Source organism: Aeromonas sp. FDAARGOS 1414 (assembly GCF_019047065.1).
GTDB classification, from domain to species: domain Bacteria; phylum Pseudomonadota; class Gammaproteobacteria; order Enterobacterales; family Aeromonadaceae; genus Aeromonas; species Aeromonas veronii_A.
Map to the genome: position 1 here is coordinate 2,551,339 of NZ_CP077210.1, position 16,337 is coordinate 2,567,675.

General features: G+C 60.7%; 14 protein-coding genes. 9 read left to right on the top strand and 5 right to left on the bottom strand.

Features of this window, described 5'->3' with window-relative positions; all coding sequences use genetic code 11:
* Positions 1-191: 191 nt before the first annotated feature.
* The 7 genes from pnuC (at position 192) to nifJ (ending at position 8,842) form a co-directional block, all read left to right on the top strand.
* Positions 192-908 carry a nicotinamide riboside transporter PnuC gene (gene pnuC / locus I6L44_RS11270; RefSeq protein WP_216951855.1) on the top strand — a complete coding sequence of 239 codons (717 nt, stop codon included), beginning with the start codon at positions 192-194 and terminating at the stop codon, positions 906-908.
* Between the two features lie 3 nt (positions 909-911).
* Entirely contained in the window at positions 912-1,637 is a 726-nt protein-coding gene (locus I6L44_RS11275; protein WP_216951856.1) for a nucleoside phosphorylase, read from the top strand.
* A 105-nt stretch (positions 1,638-1,742) separates the two neighbouring features.
* Positions 1,743-2,414 (top strand): Crp/Fnr family transcriptional regulator, encoded by a 672-nt coding sequence (locus I6L44_RS11280; RefSeq protein WP_216951857.1) that lies wholly within the window; start codon positions 1,743-1,745, stop codon positions 2,412-2,414.
* A 42-nt stretch (positions 2,415-2,456) separates the two neighbouring features.
* Positions 2,457-2,780 (top strand): N(4)-acetylcytidine aminohydrolase, encoded by a 324-nt coding sequence (gene yqfB, locus I6L44_RS11285; protein WP_216951858.1) that lies wholly within the window; start codon positions 2,457-2,459, stop codon positions 2,778-2,780.
* A 67-nt stretch (positions 2,781-2,847) separates the two neighbouring features.
* On the top strand, positions 2,848-3,228 hold the full coding sequence (locus tag I6L44_RS11290; RefSeq protein ID WP_127005888.1) for a DUF1622 domain-containing protein: 381 nt from the start codon (positions 2,848-2,850) through the stop codon (positions 3,226-3,228).
* Positions 3,229-3,427: 199 nt separating this feature from the next.
* Positions 3,428-5,068: an alpha-glucosidase gene (locus I6L44_RS11295; protein WP_216951859.1), complete on the top strand. Its 1,641-nt coding sequence runs from the start codon at positions 3,428-3,430 to the stop codon at positions 5,066-5,068.
* Positions 5,069-5,296: 228 nt separating this feature from the next.
* On the top strand, positions 5,297-8,842 hold the full coding sequence (gene nifJ / locus I6L44_RS11300; protein ID WP_216951860.1) for a pyruvate:ferredoxin (flavodoxin) oxidoreductase: 3,546 nt from the start codon (positions 5,297-5,299) through the stop codon (positions 8,840-8,842).
* 111 nt (positions 8,843-8,953) lie between these two features.
* Here nifJ and I6L44_RS11305 read toward each other — a convergent pair whose 3' ends face one another.
* A complete protein-coding gene (locus tag I6L44_RS11305; protein ID WP_216951861.1) occupies positions 8,954-10,330 on the bottom strand; it encodes an MDR family MFS transporter in 1,377 nt (458 codons plus the stop codon).
* 173 nt (positions 10,331-10,503) lie between these two features.
* Here I6L44_RS11305 and I6L44_RS11310 point away from each other — a divergent pair, with 173 nt between their 5' ends.
* Positions 10,504-11,106 carry an HAD family phosphatase gene (locus I6L44_RS11310; protein WP_216951862.1) on the top strand — a complete coding sequence of 201 codons (603 nt, stop codon included), beginning with the start codon at positions 10,504-10,506 and terminating at the stop codon, positions 11,104-11,106.
* Positions 11,107-11,160: 54 nt separating this feature from the next.
* On the opposite strand, the gene I6L44_RS11315 is transcribed toward I6L44_RS11310, so the two are convergent.
* Positions 11,161-11,508: a hypothetical protein gene (locus I6L44_RS11315; RefSeq protein WP_254204217.1), complete on the bottom strand. Its 348-nt coding sequence runs from the start codon at positions 11,506-11,508 to the stop codon at positions 11,161-11,163.
* Between the two features lie 867 nt (positions 11,509-12,375).
* Here I6L44_RS11315 and I6L44_RS11325 point away from each other — a divergent pair.
* A complete protein-coding gene (locus tag I6L44_RS11325) occupies positions 12,376-13,641 on the top strand; it encodes a RidA family protein (RefSeq protein ID WP_216951864.1) in 1,266 nt (421 codons plus the stop codon).
* A gap of 72 nt (positions 13,642-13,713) precedes the next feature.
* On the opposite strand, the gene I6L44_RS11330 is transcribed toward I6L44_RS11325, so the two are convergent.
* The 3 genes from I6L44_RS11330 to I6L44_RS11340 all read right to left on the bottom strand — a co-directional run bounded on the left by I6L44_RS11330 (position 13,714) and on the right by I6L44_RS11340 (position 16,314).
* Entirely contained in the window at positions 13,714-14,436 is a 723-nt protein-coding gene (locus I6L44_RS11330; protein ID WP_216951865.1) for a PA1136 family autoinducer-binding transcriptional regulator, read from the bottom strand.
* The gene (hchA, locus tag I6L44_RS11335; protein ID WP_216951866.1) at positions 14,433-15,296 is read right to left on the bottom strand and encodes a glyoxalase III HchA; all 864 of its coding nucleotides are present in this window, start codon (positions 15,294-15,296) and stop codon (positions 14,433-14,435) included. Before hchA ends, I6L44_RS11330 begins: the two co-directional genes overlap by 4 nt.
* A 145-nt stretch (positions 15,297-15,441) precedes the next feature.
* A complete protein-coding gene (locus I6L44_RS11340; RefSeq protein ID WP_042055160.1) occupies positions 15,442-16,314 on the bottom strand; it encodes a LysR family transcriptional regulator in 873 nt (290 codons plus the stop codon).
* Positions 16,315-16,337 lie beyond the last annotated feature (23 nt).

Here is a 16,337-nt window from a genome sequence, read left to right on the forward strand (position 1 = left end):
ATCTTGCTACATATCAATAAAGTCCGGCCCGCCGGGGCCCCATAACCCATCACTGCTGGAATAACCGGGCAGCAGCGGCGATTTCTTTGATATGGGCCAAGTACGGGGCGGACAAAAGTCCTGCCCCTCCTCCCCCTCACCCCTTAGAATGGCACCCTCGCATACTAACCCTCATGCCCAAGGATCAGAAAATGAGCATATTCGAGCTGTTCAGCATCAATAACACGCTAGTGACCATACCGCTGGGTGGCGGCTATGCCATGTCATGGATTGAAGCCATCGGTACCCTGTTCGGGCTAGCCTGTATCTGGTTCGCCAGTCAGGAGAAAACCATCAACTACCTTTTTGGCCTTATCAACGTCAGCCTGTTTGCCATCATCTTCTTCCAGATCCAGCTCTACGGGCTGTTGATGCTGCAGCTGTTCTTCTTCTGCGCCAACGTCTACGGCTGGTACGCCTGGACCCGCCCCGCCAACGATCAGGGGGATACCCTGCAGATCCGCTGGCTCAGCAAATCCAAGCTTATCGTCACTGCCGTAGTGAGCGTGCTGGCCATCGCCCTGCTGACCCGCTATATCGACCCGGTATTCGCTGCGCTGGCGCGTACCTCGGTCGCTTTGCTCAACCTGTTTGGTGCCGGACTTGCCACTCCCGAGCCCTCCCCTGATGCCTTCCCCTTCTGGGATGCCACCATGACGGTGCTCTCGGTGGTCGCGCAGATCCTGATGACCCGCAAATACGTGGAGAACTGGATCCTCTGGGTCGTCATCAACATCATCAGCATCGGTGTCTATGCCGCGCAGGGCGTCTACGCCATGTCGCTGGAGTACCTGATCCTGCTGTTTATCGCCGCCAACGGCACTCGCCTCTGGGTGATTGCCGCCAAGCGCCAGCCACAAGGTCTGTAAGCCATGAGTCTGTTACCCCATCTGCAGTGCCGCCCCGACCAGATTGCCGAGCGGGTGGTACTGTGCGGCGACCCGGCCCGGGTCGATCGCATCGCCAGCCAGCTCGAACAGTGTGAAGTGCTGGGGCAAAACCGGGAGTTTCGCCTCATCAACGGCCGCTATCATGGGCTGCCCATCACGGTCTGCAGCACCGGCATCGGCGGCGCCTCGGCCATCATCGCGCTGGAGGAGCTGGTGCAAGCCGGCGCCACATCGCTTATACGGGTCGGCTCCGCCGGTGCCCTGCAACACGACATCGGGCTCGGCGATCTCATCGTGGTGGAAGCGGCGGTACGCAATGAGGGGGCCTCGCAGGCCTATCTGCCCGCCGAGTACCCCGCCTGCGCCGATATCTGGCTGCAAGCCGCCCTGCTCAATCAGGTGGCGGCCAGTGGCCAACCTCATTGGCACGGGCTGATACGCTCCCACGACAGCTTCTATCGAGATGACGAGCAGGAGGTGTGCCGCTACTGGCATGCCCGTGGCGTGCTCGGCGCCGATATGGAGACTGCCTCACTGCTCGCCGTGGGGCGCCTGCGCAAGGTGCGGGTCGCCGCCGTGCTCTGCAACGTGGTGCTGTTCGAGCAGGATGTGCAACAAGGGGTGGCGGATTACGCCAGCGCCGAACAGGCGATGATGGCCGGTGAGCAGCAAGCCATCGCCGCCGCCCTCCACGCCCTGGTGCAATAAACCGCAAACCGTTAACTCCCGCACATCCGCTACCGTGCGGGCTGGTATCCGGCCCGCACTCTTGCTAGCCTCATGGCCCTCGTCATCCGGTGCGACAGGCAAGTCATGCAGCAACAGCCCTACCCTCTCGGCCGTTTTCACGCCGAACTCCAGCAGCTTGAACCCCGCTTTGCCGCGGCGCTCGACGCCTGCACCCTGTTTCTGCGCCGTTACCTGCCGGGCGAATTGATCATGCGGCAGGGGGAACAGAGCGAGCAGCTCTATCTGGTCGAACATGGCCGGGTCTCCCTCAACAGCACGGTACACTCTGGCCGCCGCTTCCAGCTTGGCGAAATTGAGTGTCACAGCCAGATCTTCGGCGAGATGGAGTTCTTCAGCGCCACCCCGGTGCAGTGGAACGTGGTGGCTGAGACCGAGCTGGATGCCCGGGTCATCTGCGCCCACAAACTGGCCCAGCGCCTGCTGGCCGAGCCTGAGCTGACCCTCTTTTTCGCCGCCGCACTCGCCAGCGACTATCTCGACACCCTGGAGATCACCACCAGCCGCCTGCTCCACCCCATCGCCTACAACATCGCCTACGAGTTGTGGCGAGAACGCCAGCGCACCCCCATGCTGGGATCGCGCAAGCGGGCTCACGAGGCGGCCCACTTCGGCACCACCGAGCGGGTTTACCGCCGCGCCCTCAAGGAGCTGGTCGAACAGGGCATAGTGGCTGACGGCAGCAATGGCCCCGTTATCGCCGATCTGGCCAAGCTGCGCGCCTATCTCGATCTTTGATTTCCATTCACCTCATTTCGATTCACCCTGTCAGGAGTCACCATGTCTGCCCATCCCTATCCCGAATTCACCTTCTTCAGCCGCTTCGTTGCCGATATTCAGGCGGGCCGCAAGACCATCACCATCCGCGACGAAAACGAGGCCAACTGGCAACCCGGCCAGCGGCTGGCCCTCTTTACCAACCCGGAGCACCAGCCCTTTGGCACCATAGAGGTGCTCTCGGTCAAGGCGGTCGCCTTCGATGAGCTCAATAACGAGCATGCCCGTCAGGAGAACATGACCCTCCCCGAGCTCAAACAGGTGATCCGCGATATCTACCCCGATCTACCGCCGCTCTATGTGATTGAATTCAAAATGATTGCCTGAACCGGATTTGGCCTTTGCCGAGCGATGTGTTAATAGTGTCCTCTTTTGAATCAGGGAGGTGACCCGAGTGTTTGAGATAGCGAGCCTGAAAGAGGGGATGATGCACGGGGTCGAGCTGTTCCAGCTGCTACTGGAGATCATCTCCATCGCCTGTGTGGTCATTGGCCTTGGCAAGACCCTCTGGCTGGCGGCAAGAGTGCGGGATCACCAACCCGGCTTTCCGCGCATTCGCCTCTGTTTTGGCAGCTGGCTCATTCTGGCGCTGGAGTTCCAGCTAGCTGCAGACATCCTGGCCACCACGGTCGCGCCGAGCAAGGAAGAGCTGATCCGCCTCGCCATCATCGCGGTGATCCGCACCTTCCTGAACTACTTCCTCGGCAAGGAGCTGGAAGCCCAAACCGAGCGCCAGCAGGAGCAGCGCAGCGAGCAGGCCAAGGCTGCTCAATAACCGGTATTCCCGTATAGCATCAACGCTAAGTGCCGCGCCATCCCGACCACAGCCGTGGCTCTGGATGGCCCAGTTGTGACCCTTCCCGCACTTTTGGCAATCAGCTAACTATGGAACCCTTTTCAAACCTTCCCTCGCCCTGTCGAGGGCCCGCGCATCTGCGTAAGATGGAAAGCCTCCTCCCCAACCGGCCACGCTGATGAACCCGCATCCCCTCCACACGCCCGATATCGACCTCAATAGCTGCGTCATCTACCAGATCTACCCCATGAGCTTTCAGGACAGCGATGGCGACGGCATGGGCGACATCAACGGCATTCGTCAGCGCCTCGACTATCTGGCCACCCTCGGGGTCGATATGCTCTGGCTCACCCCCATCTATCGCTCCCCCAAGCGGGACAACGGCTATGACGTGGCGGACTACCGTGCCATCGACCCCGCCTTCGGTACCCTGACCGAGATGGAGCAGCTGATAGCCGAAGCGGCCGCTCACGGCATCGGCATCATGATGGATATCGTCGCCAACCATACCTCCACCGAGCACGAGTGGTTTGTGAAAGCGCTGGCGGGGGATCCCCGCTATCAGGACTACTACGTATTTCGCGACCAAGCCTTCGTTGACGCTCACCCCATCACCTCGATTTTTGGCGGCAGCGGCTGGCAGTATGTGCCGGAGCTTGATCGCTACTATCTGCACAACTTCGATCCCAGTCAGGCCGATCTGGACTGGGATAACCCGGCGGTGCGTGCCGAGATGGCAGAGGTGATCAACTTCTGGCTGGGCAAAGGGATCAAGGGATTTCGCTTCGATGTGATCGATATGGTGAGCAAGGAGTGGGACCGACTGGCCATGAGCAACGGCCCGCGCCTGCACGACTATATCCGTGAACTCAATGAGGCCAGCTTTGGTAGCAAGGGGATCATCACTGTCGGTGAGACCTGGGGAGCCGATCTTGCCCATATGCAGAACTATTCGAACCACGATGGCAGTGAGTTCAGCATGGTGTTCAACTTCGAGCATCTGGGGCTGGGCAGTGACAAGTGGTCATCCCGCTTCGATCCCCTCGCCTTCAAACGGGCCATGGCCCGCCACCAGCAAGGGCTGCACGGTCAGGGCTGGAACAGCCTGTTTCTCGGCAACCACGACCTGCCCCGCGCCGTATCACACTTTGGCGATGACAGGCCAGAGTGGCGTGAAACCAGCGCCAGGCTGTGGGCCATGGTGCTGCATATGATGCAGGGCACTCCCTTCATCTATCAGGGGGAGGAGCTCGCCATGACCAACCGCCATTGGCAGCCGGGCGAGCTGCGCGATGTGGAGGCGCTCAACTACCGCGCCAGCCACTCAGGGCTGGATCCTGCCGAGCTGAGTCGGCGGATCGATGCCATCGGCCGCGACAACGCCCGTACCCCGATGCAGTGGGACGCCGGCTCCCACGCCGGTTTCAGCGCCACCACACCCTGGATTGCCCTCAACGCCAATCACATCGAGATTAATGCCGCCGAGCAGCTGGCCCGCCCCGACTCGCCGTTTCACTGCTATCGCCAGCTTATCGCCCTGCGCAAGGCCCACCCTGTCGTTCGCCACGGCAATTTCGATCTGCTGGATGGGGATGACCCCGAGCGCATCAGCTATCGCCGCCACTGGCAGGATCCGGCCAGCGGCGAGCAACACACCCTGCTGCTGCTCGCCAATCTCACGGCGAACCCCTTGCCGATGCCCCACTTCGACAAGGTGACAGACAAGATGCGGTTGCTGCTGGCCAATTACCCAAGCGAACCATTGCCACTCTTCGCCCCTTATCAGTGCGCCATCTGGCTGCAAGTGGATCAGGGTTAACCCCGTGCTGACGGGCCATGTCAATGGCCCGTCAGCCACCTCCCGTTGGCTGTTAGCATAAAATCATGCCCCCACGCTGTGGGATTAAATTAACCACTATTACTGACTTATTAATTGATTATTTATCCCGTTTGATACGCTCTCATTGCCCCTCTTACTATGCCTGCGACCTATCCATTGCCGATGCAACTATCGGCCTTCAAACTGGCATAGCAAAGTGGAAAACAGATGATCACCACAGACGGGAATAACGCAGTCGCCTCGGTGGCGTACCGCACCAGCGAAGTCATCGCCATCTACCCCATCACCCCCAGCTCGGCCATGGCTGAGCAGTCGTCGGCCTGGTCGAGCGAGCGGGGCAAGAACCTGTGGGGGGATGTGCCTCGGGTTGTCGAAATGCAGTCGGAAGGGGGCGCCATCGCTGCCGTCCACGGCGCCCTGCAGACCGGCGCGCTGGCGACCTCGTTTACCTCGTCGCAGGGTTTGCTGCTGATGATCCCCAACCTCTACAAGCTGGCGGGTCAGCTTATCCCCTTCGTGCTGCATGTGGCGGCGCGCACCGTGGCGACCCACGCGCTATCGATTTTTGGTGATCATTCGGACGTGATGGCGGTGCGCCAGACCGGCTGCGCCATGCTCTGTGCCAGCAATGTGCAGGAGGCGCAGGACTTTGCCCTGATCTCCCAGATAGCGAGCCTCAACAGCCGCCTCCCCTTTATCCACTTCTTCGACGGCTTTCGTACCTCTCACGAGATCGCCAAGATAGCGCCGCTCGCTGACGACACCCTGCGTGCCCTGCTGCCCGCAGATGCCATCCGTGCCCATCGTGACCGGGCGCTCACCCCCGACAAACCGGTCATTCGCGGCACCGCCGCCAACCCGGACACCTACTTCCAGTGCCGGGAGGCGAGCAACCCCTGGTATGACGCCGCCTATAGTCATGTGAGCGAGGCGATGCAGGCATTTGGCGAACAGACCGGCCGCCACTACCGGCCGTTTGAATATGTCGGCCACCCGCAGGCGGAGCGGATAGTGGTGCTGATGGGCTCGGCCATCGGCACCTGTGAAGAGGTGATCGAGCGCCTGCTGGCCCAAGGAGAGAAGGTAGGTCTGGTGAAGGTGCGGCTGTTCCGTCCCTTCTCGGCCGGACACCTGTTGGCCGCGATTCCGGAGAGTGCCCGCACCATCGCCGTGCTGGATCGCACCAAGGAGCCGGGCGCACAGGCCGAGCCCCTCTATCTCGACGTGATGACGGCGCTGGCCGAGGCGGTCAGCCGGGGCGAGCGGGCAAGCCTGCCGCGGGTGATCGGCGGCCGCTACGGCCTCTCCTCCAAAGAGTTCGGCCCCACCTGCGCGCTGGCGGTGTTTGCCGAACTGGCACAGGAGAACCCGCGCCCGCGCTTTACCGTCGGCATCTTCGATGACATCACAGGTCTCTCGCTGCCGCTGGCAGCGCTGGATTCGCACAGCCTCATTCACAGCCATCAACACAAGCTGGAGGCGCTCTTCTACGGCCTTGGCAGCGATGGCACCGTCTCGGCGGCCAAGAACAGCATCAAGATCCTCGGCAACCACACCGACCTCTATCCGCAGGGCTATTTCGTCTACGACTCCAAGAAGGCGGGCGGCCTCACCGTCTCTCACCTGCGAGTGGGCGAGCGGCCGCTGCAATCGGCCTATCTGGTGGAAGAGGCGGACTTTATCGGCTGCCATCAGTGGCAGTTTGTCGACAAGTACCGGATGGCGGAGCGCTTGAAGGCGGGCGGTATCTTCCTGCTCAACACCCCCTACAGCGAAGCGGAGATCTGGCAGCGCCTCCCCAGCGAGGTGCAGCACGCCCTACGCGAAAAAGAGGCGCGCTTCTACATCATCAACGCCGCCAAGATTGCCCGCGACTGCCAGCTCGGCAACCGCATCAATACCGTGATGCAGATGGCCTTCTTCCAGCTCAGCGCCATCATTCCCCCCGAGGAGGCTACCAGCCTGCTGAAACAAGCCATCGCCACCAGCTATGGCAGCAAGGGACAAGCGCTGGTCGAACGCAACTGGCAGGCTCTGGAGGCAACCTGCGACGCCCTGACCCGGGTGTCGCTGGGCGAGCTGGATCCCGCCAGCCGCCCCCGCCCGCCGGTGGTTTCGTCCAAGGCACCCGACTTTGTCCAGACCGTCACCGCCGCCATGCTGGCGGGACTGGGTGACAGCCTGCCGGTCTCCGCCTTCCCGCCGGATGGCACCTGGCCAGTCGGTACCACCCGCTGGGAGAAGCGCAATATCGCCAAGGAGATCCCCATCTGGGAGGCGGAGCTCTGTACCCAGTGCAACTACTGCGTCGCCGCCTGTCCCCACTCGGCCATTCGCGCCAAGGTGGTGGAACCGGATGCGCTGGCCGCAGCTCCCGCCACTCTCGACGCGCTGGATGTGAAATCCCGTGACATGCGCGGCCAGCAGTACGTGCTGCAGGTGGCGCCGGAGGATTGCACCGGCTGCAACCTCTGCGTCGAGGTGTGCCCGGCCAAGGATCGCAACAACCCGGATCGCAAGGCGATCAATATGGCTTCACGGCTCGATCACCTCGACGAGCAGAAGGCCAACTATGATTTCTTCCTCGACCTGCCTGAACGCAGCGCCGAACAGCTGGAGCGCATCGACATCCGCACCTCCCAGCTCATCTCGCCGCTGTTTGAATACTCGGGCGCCTGCTCCGGCTGTGGCGAGACCCCCTACATCAAGCTGCTGACCCAGCTCTATGGCGATCGGCTACTGATTGCCAACGCCACCGGCTGCTCGTCCATTTATGGCGGCAACCTGCCTACCACCCCCTACACCACCAACGCCGATGGGCGCGGGCCAGCCTGGGCCAACTCGTTGTTTGAAGACAACGCCGAGTTCGGACTGGGGTTCCGCCTCACCGTCGATCAGCACAGGGAGCGGGTGCGCCGTCTGCTGGCGAGCCTGGGCGACACCATTCCGGCAGCACTGCGCGAGGAGCTCGGCGATGCCACCCTGCCGGTTTCCGAGCAGCGGGCCCATATCCAGCAGTTGCGAGCGCTTCTGCAGGAGAGCCAGACCCCGGCAGCCCAAGAGCTGGCTCGCGATGCAGACTATCTGGTGGAAAAATCGGTCTGGCTCATCGGTGGCGATGGCTGGGCCTACGACATCGGCTTTGGCGGACTCGACCATGTGCTGAGTCTGGGGGAGAACATCAATGTGCTGGTGCTCGATACCCAGTGCTACTCCAACACCGGCGGCCAGCAATCGAAGGCGACGCCACTCGGGGCCATCACCAAGTTTGGCGAGCAGGGCAAACGCAAGGCGCGCAAGGATCTCGGGGCCAGCGTGATGATGTATGGCCACGTCTATGTGGCGCAGATCTCCCTCGGCGCCCAGATGAACCAGACGGTGAAGGCGATTCAGGAGGCGGAGGCCTATCCGGGGCCCTCGCTCATCATCGCCTACAGCCCCTGCGAGGAGCATGGCTACGACATGGCCGAGAGCCACGAGCAGATGAAGCAGCTGACAGCCACCGGCTTCTGGCCCCTCTACCGCTTCGATCCGCGCCGCGCTGATGAGGGTAAATTGCCGCTGGCGCTCGACTCGCGGGCCCCCAATGCCTCGCTAGCCGAGACCTTGCGCCACGAGCCCCGCTTCCAGCGGTTGGAGCGCCAGCTGCCGGAGGTGGCCAGCCAGCTCTATGAAGAAGCGGAGCAGGAGGCCAACCGCCGCTTCGCCTGGTTGAGTCAACTTGCAGGCAAGGAGAGTCCAGCGCAGGAGTAAGCCACGTATGGCTTGATGGCAACAGCCAGGCTATTCGCCAAATAACAATCAGGGCTCCCCGCGGGGAGCCCTGATGCTAGCTATGGTGAGCCAATATCGGCGCAGGCCAAATCAGGCGCTGATGGAGGCCAGCTCGTGGCGCTTCAACGCCAGCAAGGTGATGAGCAGCGCCAGTGTGGCGATCAGCGCCATGCCGATATAGGTCGCGCTGAAGCCCGGGGCCAGCAGATCGGGGGCAAGCCGACTCAGATCGCCACCGCTGCCGGCTGGCAGGCGGAAATGAAACAGCATGGAGCAGATAGCCACGCCGACGGCACCGCCAAGCTCCCGCCCGAAGTTGAACAGCGACATGCCGATGCCGCGATCTTCCCGTGGCAGGGCATTCTGTACCACCACCGAGAGGGCGGGCAGCACCAGACCGAGACCAATACCGGCAAACCCGAGGGCCAGTCTGACCCAGGCATCGAAGTGGATCTGCCACAGAGCCACTGCCGCGAGGCCAAAGCCCACCGCGACAAAGCTCTTGTAGTGACCGGTACGGCCAATCAGCTTGCCGCCGACAAAGGCGCCGGCAGTGATGCAGATCATGAAGATGACCATGATGGCGCCGCTCTCGCTGGCGCTCAACCCCTTCTGCCACTGCATCTGCAACGGCAGATAGACCAGCACGGCAAACATCAGCAGCTGGGAGAGCATCACCAGCAGCACGCTCACCAGATAGCCGGGCAACCGTGCCAGATGGGCAGGCAATATGGGGTCGTGGGCGCGCCGCTCAATCAGAATCAGCAGCAGCAATGCAACGCCCAGCGCCGCCGAGAGCCAGACGGCGGGCAGCGCCGCCTCCGGCGAGAGCAGCAACAGGGTGAGCGTGGTGACGGTAATCAGCAGAGCCGCCCCCTTCCAGTCGAAGCGACTGTGGCGACGCACGTTGAGTTGCTTGAGGTTGCGGTTGATGAGAAAGACTGCCAGCGCCCCGAGCGGCAGATTGATCCAGAAGATCCAGCGCCAGCTGAGCTGCTCGGTGAAGTAGCCGCCGAGCAAGGGGCCAGCGATGCTGGAGACCGCATAGACCGCCGAAATGTAGCCCTGATATTTGCCCACCTCCCGCGGCGGAATGGTGTCGGCAATCACGGTAAACGCGAGGGCAATCAGACCGCCGCCCCCCAGCCCTTGCAGCACCCGCGCTGCCAGCAGGGTCTGCAGATCCTGGGAGAGGGCGCAGGCCACCGAGCCCGCCAGAAACAGGCCGATGCCGATATTGAGCATCCGCACCCGGCCAAAGAGATCGCTCAACTTGCCGTAGAGGGGCAGCACGGCGGTGGCCGCCAGCAGGTAGGCGGTGACCACCCAGGTGAGGGCGGCACCGGCATGCAGCTCGGCGCCAATCATGGGCAGCGGGGTGGTGACTATGCTCTTTTCCAGTGAACCGAGCGCAATCACCAGCGCCACACTGGAGAAGATGGTTTTAGGGGATATTTTCGAGGTCATAAGCGGACTCGCTGATCTGATATGCCAAAGTATCCGGCAATGAACGGATTATTGTCTCACAAATCAGCAAGAGATAGAAAAAACGGCGGCCACAATCTACCCAACCATGAAGCCGATCCCACAAAGTGCCGACCGTTTCTGCTAGCCTGCTCTATTTGATTCGAGGAGCCCCCATGAGCGAGCGTGAGCAGTACGGGTTTGATCACTACGATGCCCTGATTTTCGATATGGATGGCACTTTGGTAGATTCCATGCCCCTTCATCTGGATGCCTGGGAGCTCACCTGCGCCGAATTCGGCATCCCCTTCGAGCGGGATCAGCTCTATCAGTACGGCGGCATTCCCACCCGCAAGATCATCGCCATGCTGGCCGAGCAGCAGGGGCTGACGGTGGATGTCGAGGCTTTTACCCGTCGCAAGATTGCCCTCTACATGGCCCATATCGACAAGGTCAGCGTCTTTCCCAAGATGTGGGAGCTGGTCAGGCACTATCACGGCAAGGTCAAGATGGGGATTGGCACCGGCTCACCGCGCAATCAGGCGGAGGCCATCCTCAAAAGCACCGGACTCGATGCCTATATCTCTGTGGTGGTGAGCGCCGATGATGTCACCAACCACAAACCGCATCCCGACACCTTTTTGCGGGTGGCCGAGCTGCTCGGCGCCAATCCCGCCAACTGTCTGGTATTTGAAGATACCCGGATCGGGCTTGAGGCTGGCAAGGCGGCGGGGATGGATACTCTACTGGTAATGGAAGGCGAACTGCACCAGAGGTAGATCGCAAGCGGACAGCGGCAACATGGCGCCACCTCAATGGTGCCATGATGCTGTTCAACTCGCGGATAAAGGGTTCTCCTGCAAACAGGAGACGAGCGTCGGCCCGGTGGCAACTGTCAAGGAGAGTGCATCGACCATGGCTTCCTCCTTCCATGCCTGATGCTGGCGCAGCAACGCCAGAGCTTCAACCGGCGTATCTGCAAAGATGGGGGCCGCCATGGCGGCAAATCCCTGCTCAACCAGTTGACGACGCTCATCGCTATAGCGCGGGGCATTGGCATCGAGATAGGTAAGCGCCTGGCCCAGCGTGAAAAAGTGATAGTTGGGCATCGAATGACCCTCAAAAATAAAGTGCCATTCTACTCCTTTCTGCTCCATTTCCAGCCTTAAACCCTTGTCCATCCGGTGATCTCGTTCACATTTTTGTTAACAATCCCCCAGACAACCATGCCACGGCAGCTGGCCTCGCCCGCGACCCTTTCATCCCTGGCAGGCTGTAGACTACAACCGGCGCAGAGAGCCCGATCTACAGCGCTGCGTCGAGCCAAGGTCATCCTCTTGTTTGATGCCTTGACCATGCCGCACCTGGTCAGCCGATATATTGCCAACCCTGGTCACCTCGATATGGGACTACTGCGCTGGTCACGCATATTTCACCAGATATATAAAAAGATAAAAACGCTCCAAATCTGGGCCAACCGTCAGCCTACCGATAATTAACAAGCATCCCCCATGCAAATATTTGAATTATATTCCAGCCACATCTTTAACTACTGTTACAGTAATCTCTGCTAGCATATTTTTTCGCGGCAAGATAGATGACTAAAAAAACATAAAGTACATATCTATGCACAATAAAATCGTTTGATGGCAGCTTGATGCATCGCATTAACCCTTTCTTTACACTCCTTCACTGCCAAGGTATCTGCCCCAACCCCCGCCTGGACTGGACTATTGCTCGATGCATGGCCATTGGCGGACAAACAGGTGACTATTCAGCATGAATTGAATAGCAATCACATTAAATTTGCACCCATTGAGCCATCTCATAGAAATGCAATCAGCGGTTTGCAACCCCTGATAGCCACTCATAGAATCGCAGCGTCTGAAATATCTACCCTGTCCTCTTCTCCCTTATTCCTCTCAGTAATTGAGTGGATCACAAATAATAACCGGGGATGCCGCCGCTGGCGCAGTGGCCGTGGCGTACAACAAGATGGGGTAAACCTGTACCTGAATGAACAACAAATATTAAAAAGAGGCATATCTATGAGTGGCACCATCATCAAGTCGGCAAGAAATACCCCCCATGCCCCCCAGGATCTGGGCCCCAGCACCCAAACGGTGGCGTTTTCTCATTACAACAATATCTCCGCCCAACTGCCGGTCGATCCCGCCACCGGCAAGATGGTGAGTGGCGATGTCACCGCGCAGGCCAGACAGTGCCTGAGCAACCTCAAGGCGATCATCGAGAGCATCGGCCATGTGATGGACGATATGGTCAAAGCGACCATCTTCCTGAAAGAGATGGCGGATCTGGAGGCGGTCAACGCCGTCTATCGCGAATTCTTCCCGGGCTATCTGCCGACCCGCACCACCCTCGCCGTCGCCGCCCTGCCGCTGGGCGCACTGGTGCAGATCGATGCCATCATCTCCAACGGCGAAGGTACCTTCCCACAAGATCCTTGCCCGCTGGTTAAACTGGCCCGCAACAGTGACAAGGCGCCGCACAATCCGCTCTCCACCCATACCGTGGCCTTCTCCCACTACAACAATATCGGCGCCCAGCTGCCGGTCGATGCAGCCTCTGGCCAGCTGGTTGCCGGTGGCATCAAGGAGCAGGCGGGCCAGTGTCTGCACAACATCAAGGCAGTGCTGGAGAGCATCGACGTGCCGTTTGACGATATCGTCAAGGTCACCGTCTATCTGACCGATCTGGCAGATCTGGAGGCCGTCAACGAGGTCTACACCACCTTCTTCCCCGACTCTGCCATTGCCCGCGCCGTCGCTTATCTGCCCGCCCGCTCGGTAGTCAGTGCCGCAGCTCTGCCCATGGGGGCACGGGTGCAGATGGATGCGGTCATCTCCCACGGTGACGGCACCCCGCCACAACTGGTGGAAGACAGACACAATCTGGTGATCCGCGCCCGCAATACCGACAAGGCACCGCGCAGCCCGCTCCATTGCCAGACCGTCGCATTCTCCCACTACAACCATCTCTCTGCGCAGTTACCGATTGACCCCGCCACTGGCAAGATCCTGGCTGGCTGCATCAAGGAGCAGACCGCCCAGTGCCTGAGCAATATCAAGGCGATTGTGGAGAGCATCGGCCATGTGATGGACGATATCGTCAAGGTCAATATCCAGCTCGGCAATATCGCGGATCTGGATGCGGTCAACGCTATCTACACCAAATATTTCCCGGGTTATCTGCCTGCCCGCACCGTATTCGGGGTGAGCGAGTTGCCCGCTGGCGCCCTGGTGCAAATTGATGCGGTGATGTCCAACGCCGAAAGCACCCCGCCGCAGGTGTAATGTTGCGGGAAATAAAAAAGAGACCGGCTGATGGCCGGTCTCTTTTTACATGCTAGACAAAGGGATGGCCCCTCAGCCCTCGATATCGCGGTTCCTGAGCGCCACTCTGACCGCCTCTGCGGTAGTGGCCACCCCCAGTCGACGGCGGGCACTGCGCAGATGGTTCTCGACCGTGCGCACCGAAAGCTTCAGGGTGGTGGCGATATCGGCATGGCGCCAACCCCGGGAGACCCACTCCAGCACTTCGCGCTCGCGCCCAGTGAGGCCACGCTCGTGACCCGCTACCGGCATCTCCATCAGGCGACGAGCTGCATGAAAAGCCGCCGCCGCGATCAGCGCAAGGCCAACCCGAGTGTGGGCACTGTCATCGATCTGATCGCCGCCAAAGCTCATCGCCCCCTCCAGTCCCAACGGCCTATAGACGGGTACCTGCAAGCCATGTCGGCCCGGCCCCTCAGGCTGGCGCACGATACGGTACTGCTCGCCAGCAGCGCCAACCGTTTTGCTCCAGAAGAAGGGCTGGTCTCGCTCCCTGATATGCATCGCCATCGGGCACTCGCGCATATAGGCATGCAGGTCGACCGCCTCGCCGCTTTCCAGCCACTCCCCCTCCAGCCAGTAGAGATGCTCGACCACCCCCTCCTCGCTGGCACTGATGGAGAAGAGCGCAAAGCGGTGATACCCCAGCGGGGTGGCAAAGGCGCGCACCAGTTGCTGGATCTCCTCCAGCCGCTGGCACCCTTCCAGCGCCACCGCGACCTGCAACGCATTCGCTGGCGATGACGACAACCTCATCGCTTGGCAACCGCCTCCAGCAAGGTGGTGGCGGCCAGCTTGCCGAGGTTATTACCAGCCAGCGGGCTGTCACCGGTCAGCAGATTGCGATCCCGGCACACCTCTCCCGAGATGCCGTTGTTGACGATCTCGAAGCCAATCTCTTTGAGCTTCTCGCCAAACTTCCAGGTGAGGTGGCCAGGCATATAGCCAATTGCCGGGGTCTGGGCATCCAGCTCATCGGGAAAAGCGCAGATCTTGTAGCCCGCGAAGGTCTCTGGATTGGCCACCGCCAGCAGCGCAGCAGGCCCGTGACAGAGGGAGATGATGAAGCGATCGTTAGCCATCGCCCACTCCAGCAGCGCTTTCACCTCGGCACTCTCCGGCAGCCCCATCAGGGCGCCGTGGCCGCCGGGAATAAAGACGCCGATATAGTCCGAGTCAGTGGCCAGCGCCTCTTTCAGCAGATCGGCCAGCTTGGCCGGTTGGCGGAACTGCGCCTGATATTTGGCATAGAGCCCCAACACCTCTTCGTCTTCGCCGGGCATTGCCCACCACTCGAACTTGACCGGATTGCCGGAAAGGGTGGCCACGTCAAAGGCAAAGCCCGCCTTGTCGAGGTGATACATGGGCAGCAGGGTTTCGACCGGATGGTTACCGGTGGAAAACAGGGTGCCGTTGTCGGTGGGCAGATAACGCTCATCGGCACCGATCAGCAGGATCTTCCAGCGCCCCTCCCGATAGGGAGCGGGATAGTCAGCCCCGGCAAGGTCAGATTTGCGAGAGGTGAACTGGCTCAGGGAGTAGGGCGACGGAAAGAAGGCATTCTGCTCTGCCGGATCCGGGGTCGGTTGTGTATCGTCAACAAGCATATCGGTCATGGCTCAGGCTCCAGTAGTGGTGGACTCGGTCTCACAGTATTGACTGTCAGAGACCAAGTAAATGAGGGTTTTCCCTCAACCGCCATGACTATGGCAAGGGATGTGACCACGCTGCGACAAAACCTGAACAGAATCCCCGCCAGACTTAGGCCATCGCGGCAAATGCCCTGACGATGGCATCCATGACCGCCCTGACCCGCGCGGCATGCTGCACATCCTGATGGGTCACCAGCCACACATCGTAGGATTGCTGTAACTGCCGCTCGGGCCAGACCCGCACCAACCCGGCTTGCTCGGCAAGCGGAACCGCTACCTCGCCAAGTCCCAGCCCCATCAACAGGGCCTGACGCAGCATCAGGCTGGTATTGACTCCCGCGGCGACCGTGGCCCCCTCGGCCGCCTCTTCGAGCATCATTGGCGAGCGAGCGCTCTGCCAGTGGGGCTCATACACCACCAGCGAATGGCCCGCAAAACCGGTGCCCGCTTCGGGAATGCCATGGCGAGCCAGATAGTCGGCGGAGGCATACAACCCGACCGGCCAGGAGGCCAGCTTGCGAATAATCAGGTCGGGATTGTCCGGCTTCACCGTCCGGATCGCGATATCCGCTTCCCGCAGGGACAGATTGACCACCTGGGTCGAGGTATTGAGGATGACCCTGATATCGGGATAACGCTGATGCAGCTCGGTCAGGGCCGGTATCAGAAAATCCATCCCCAGGGTGTCTGTGGTCGCCACACTGACCTCCCCAACCAGGCGGTTGTCGACCCCTTGCGCCGCCCGCACAAAATCAATGGCTGCCAGCTCCATCTGCTGGGCGCTGGCCAGCACTATCTCTCCGACATGAGTCAGCACATACCCTTTGGATGTGCGGAGAAACAGCGTGGCCGCCAGACGATGCTCCAGTGCGGCAATCCGCCTGCCAATGGTGGCCTGATCGACCCCGACCACACGGGCTGCGCCCCTCAGGCTCCCCTCGCGATGCAACGCCAGAAAAATTTTCGCATCATCCCAGTTCATCACGACTCCCGGTTGAAATGCAT

Bases quoted from the DNA above. Each gene is read 5' to 3' on its own strand.
- pnuC (WP_216951855.1), top strand. From the start codon at position 192: ATGAGCATATTCGAGCTGTTCAGCATCAATAACACGCTAGTGACCATA.
- I6L44_RS11275 (WP_216951856.1), top strand. From the start codon at position 912: ATGAGTCTGTTACCCCATCTGCAGTGCCGCCCCGACCAGATTGCCGAG.
- I6L44_RS11280 (WP_216951857.1), top strand. From the start codon at position 1,743: ATGCAGCAACAGCCCTACCCTCTCGGCCGTTTTCACGCCGAACTCCAG.
- yqfB (WP_216951858.1), top strand. From the start codon at position 2,457: ATGTCTGCCCATCCCTATCCCGAATTCACCTTCTTCAGCCGCTTCGTT.
- I6L44_RS11295 (WP_216951859.1), top strand. From the start codon at position 3,428: ATGAACCCGCATCCCCTCCACACGCCCGATATCGACCTCAATAGCTGC.
- nifJ (WP_216951860.1), top strand. From the start codon at position 5,297: ATGATCACCACAGACGGGAATAACGCAGTCGCCTCGGTGGCGTACCGC.
- I6L44_RS11305 (WP_216951861.1), bottom strand. From the start codon at position 10,330: ATGACCTCGAAAATATCCCCTAAAACCATCTTCTCCAGTGTGGCGCTG.
- I6L44_RS11310 (WP_216951862.1), top strand. From the start codon at position 10,504: ATGAGCGAGCGTGAGCAGTACGGGTTTGATCACTACGATGCCCTGATT.
- I6L44_RS11315 (WP_254204217.1), bottom strand. From the start codon at position 11,508: ATGGACAAGGGTTTAAGGCTGGAAATGGAGCAGAAAGGAGTAGAATGG.
- I6L44_RS11325 (WP_216951864.1), top strand. From the start codon at position 12,376: ATGAGTGGCACCATCATCAAGTCGGCAAGAAATACCCCCCATGCCCCC.
- I6L44_RS11330 (WP_216951865.1), bottom strand. From the start codon at position 14,436: ATGAGGTTGTCGTCATCGCCAGCGAATGCGTTGCAGGTCGCGGTGGCG.
- hchA (WP_216951866.1), bottom strand. From the start codon at position 15,296: ATGACCGATATGCTTGTTGACGATACACAACCGACCCCGGATCCGGCA.
- I6L44_RS11340 (WP_042055160.1), bottom strand. From the start codon at position 16,314: ATGAACTGGGATGATGCGAAAATTTTTCTGGCGTTGCATCGCGAGGGG.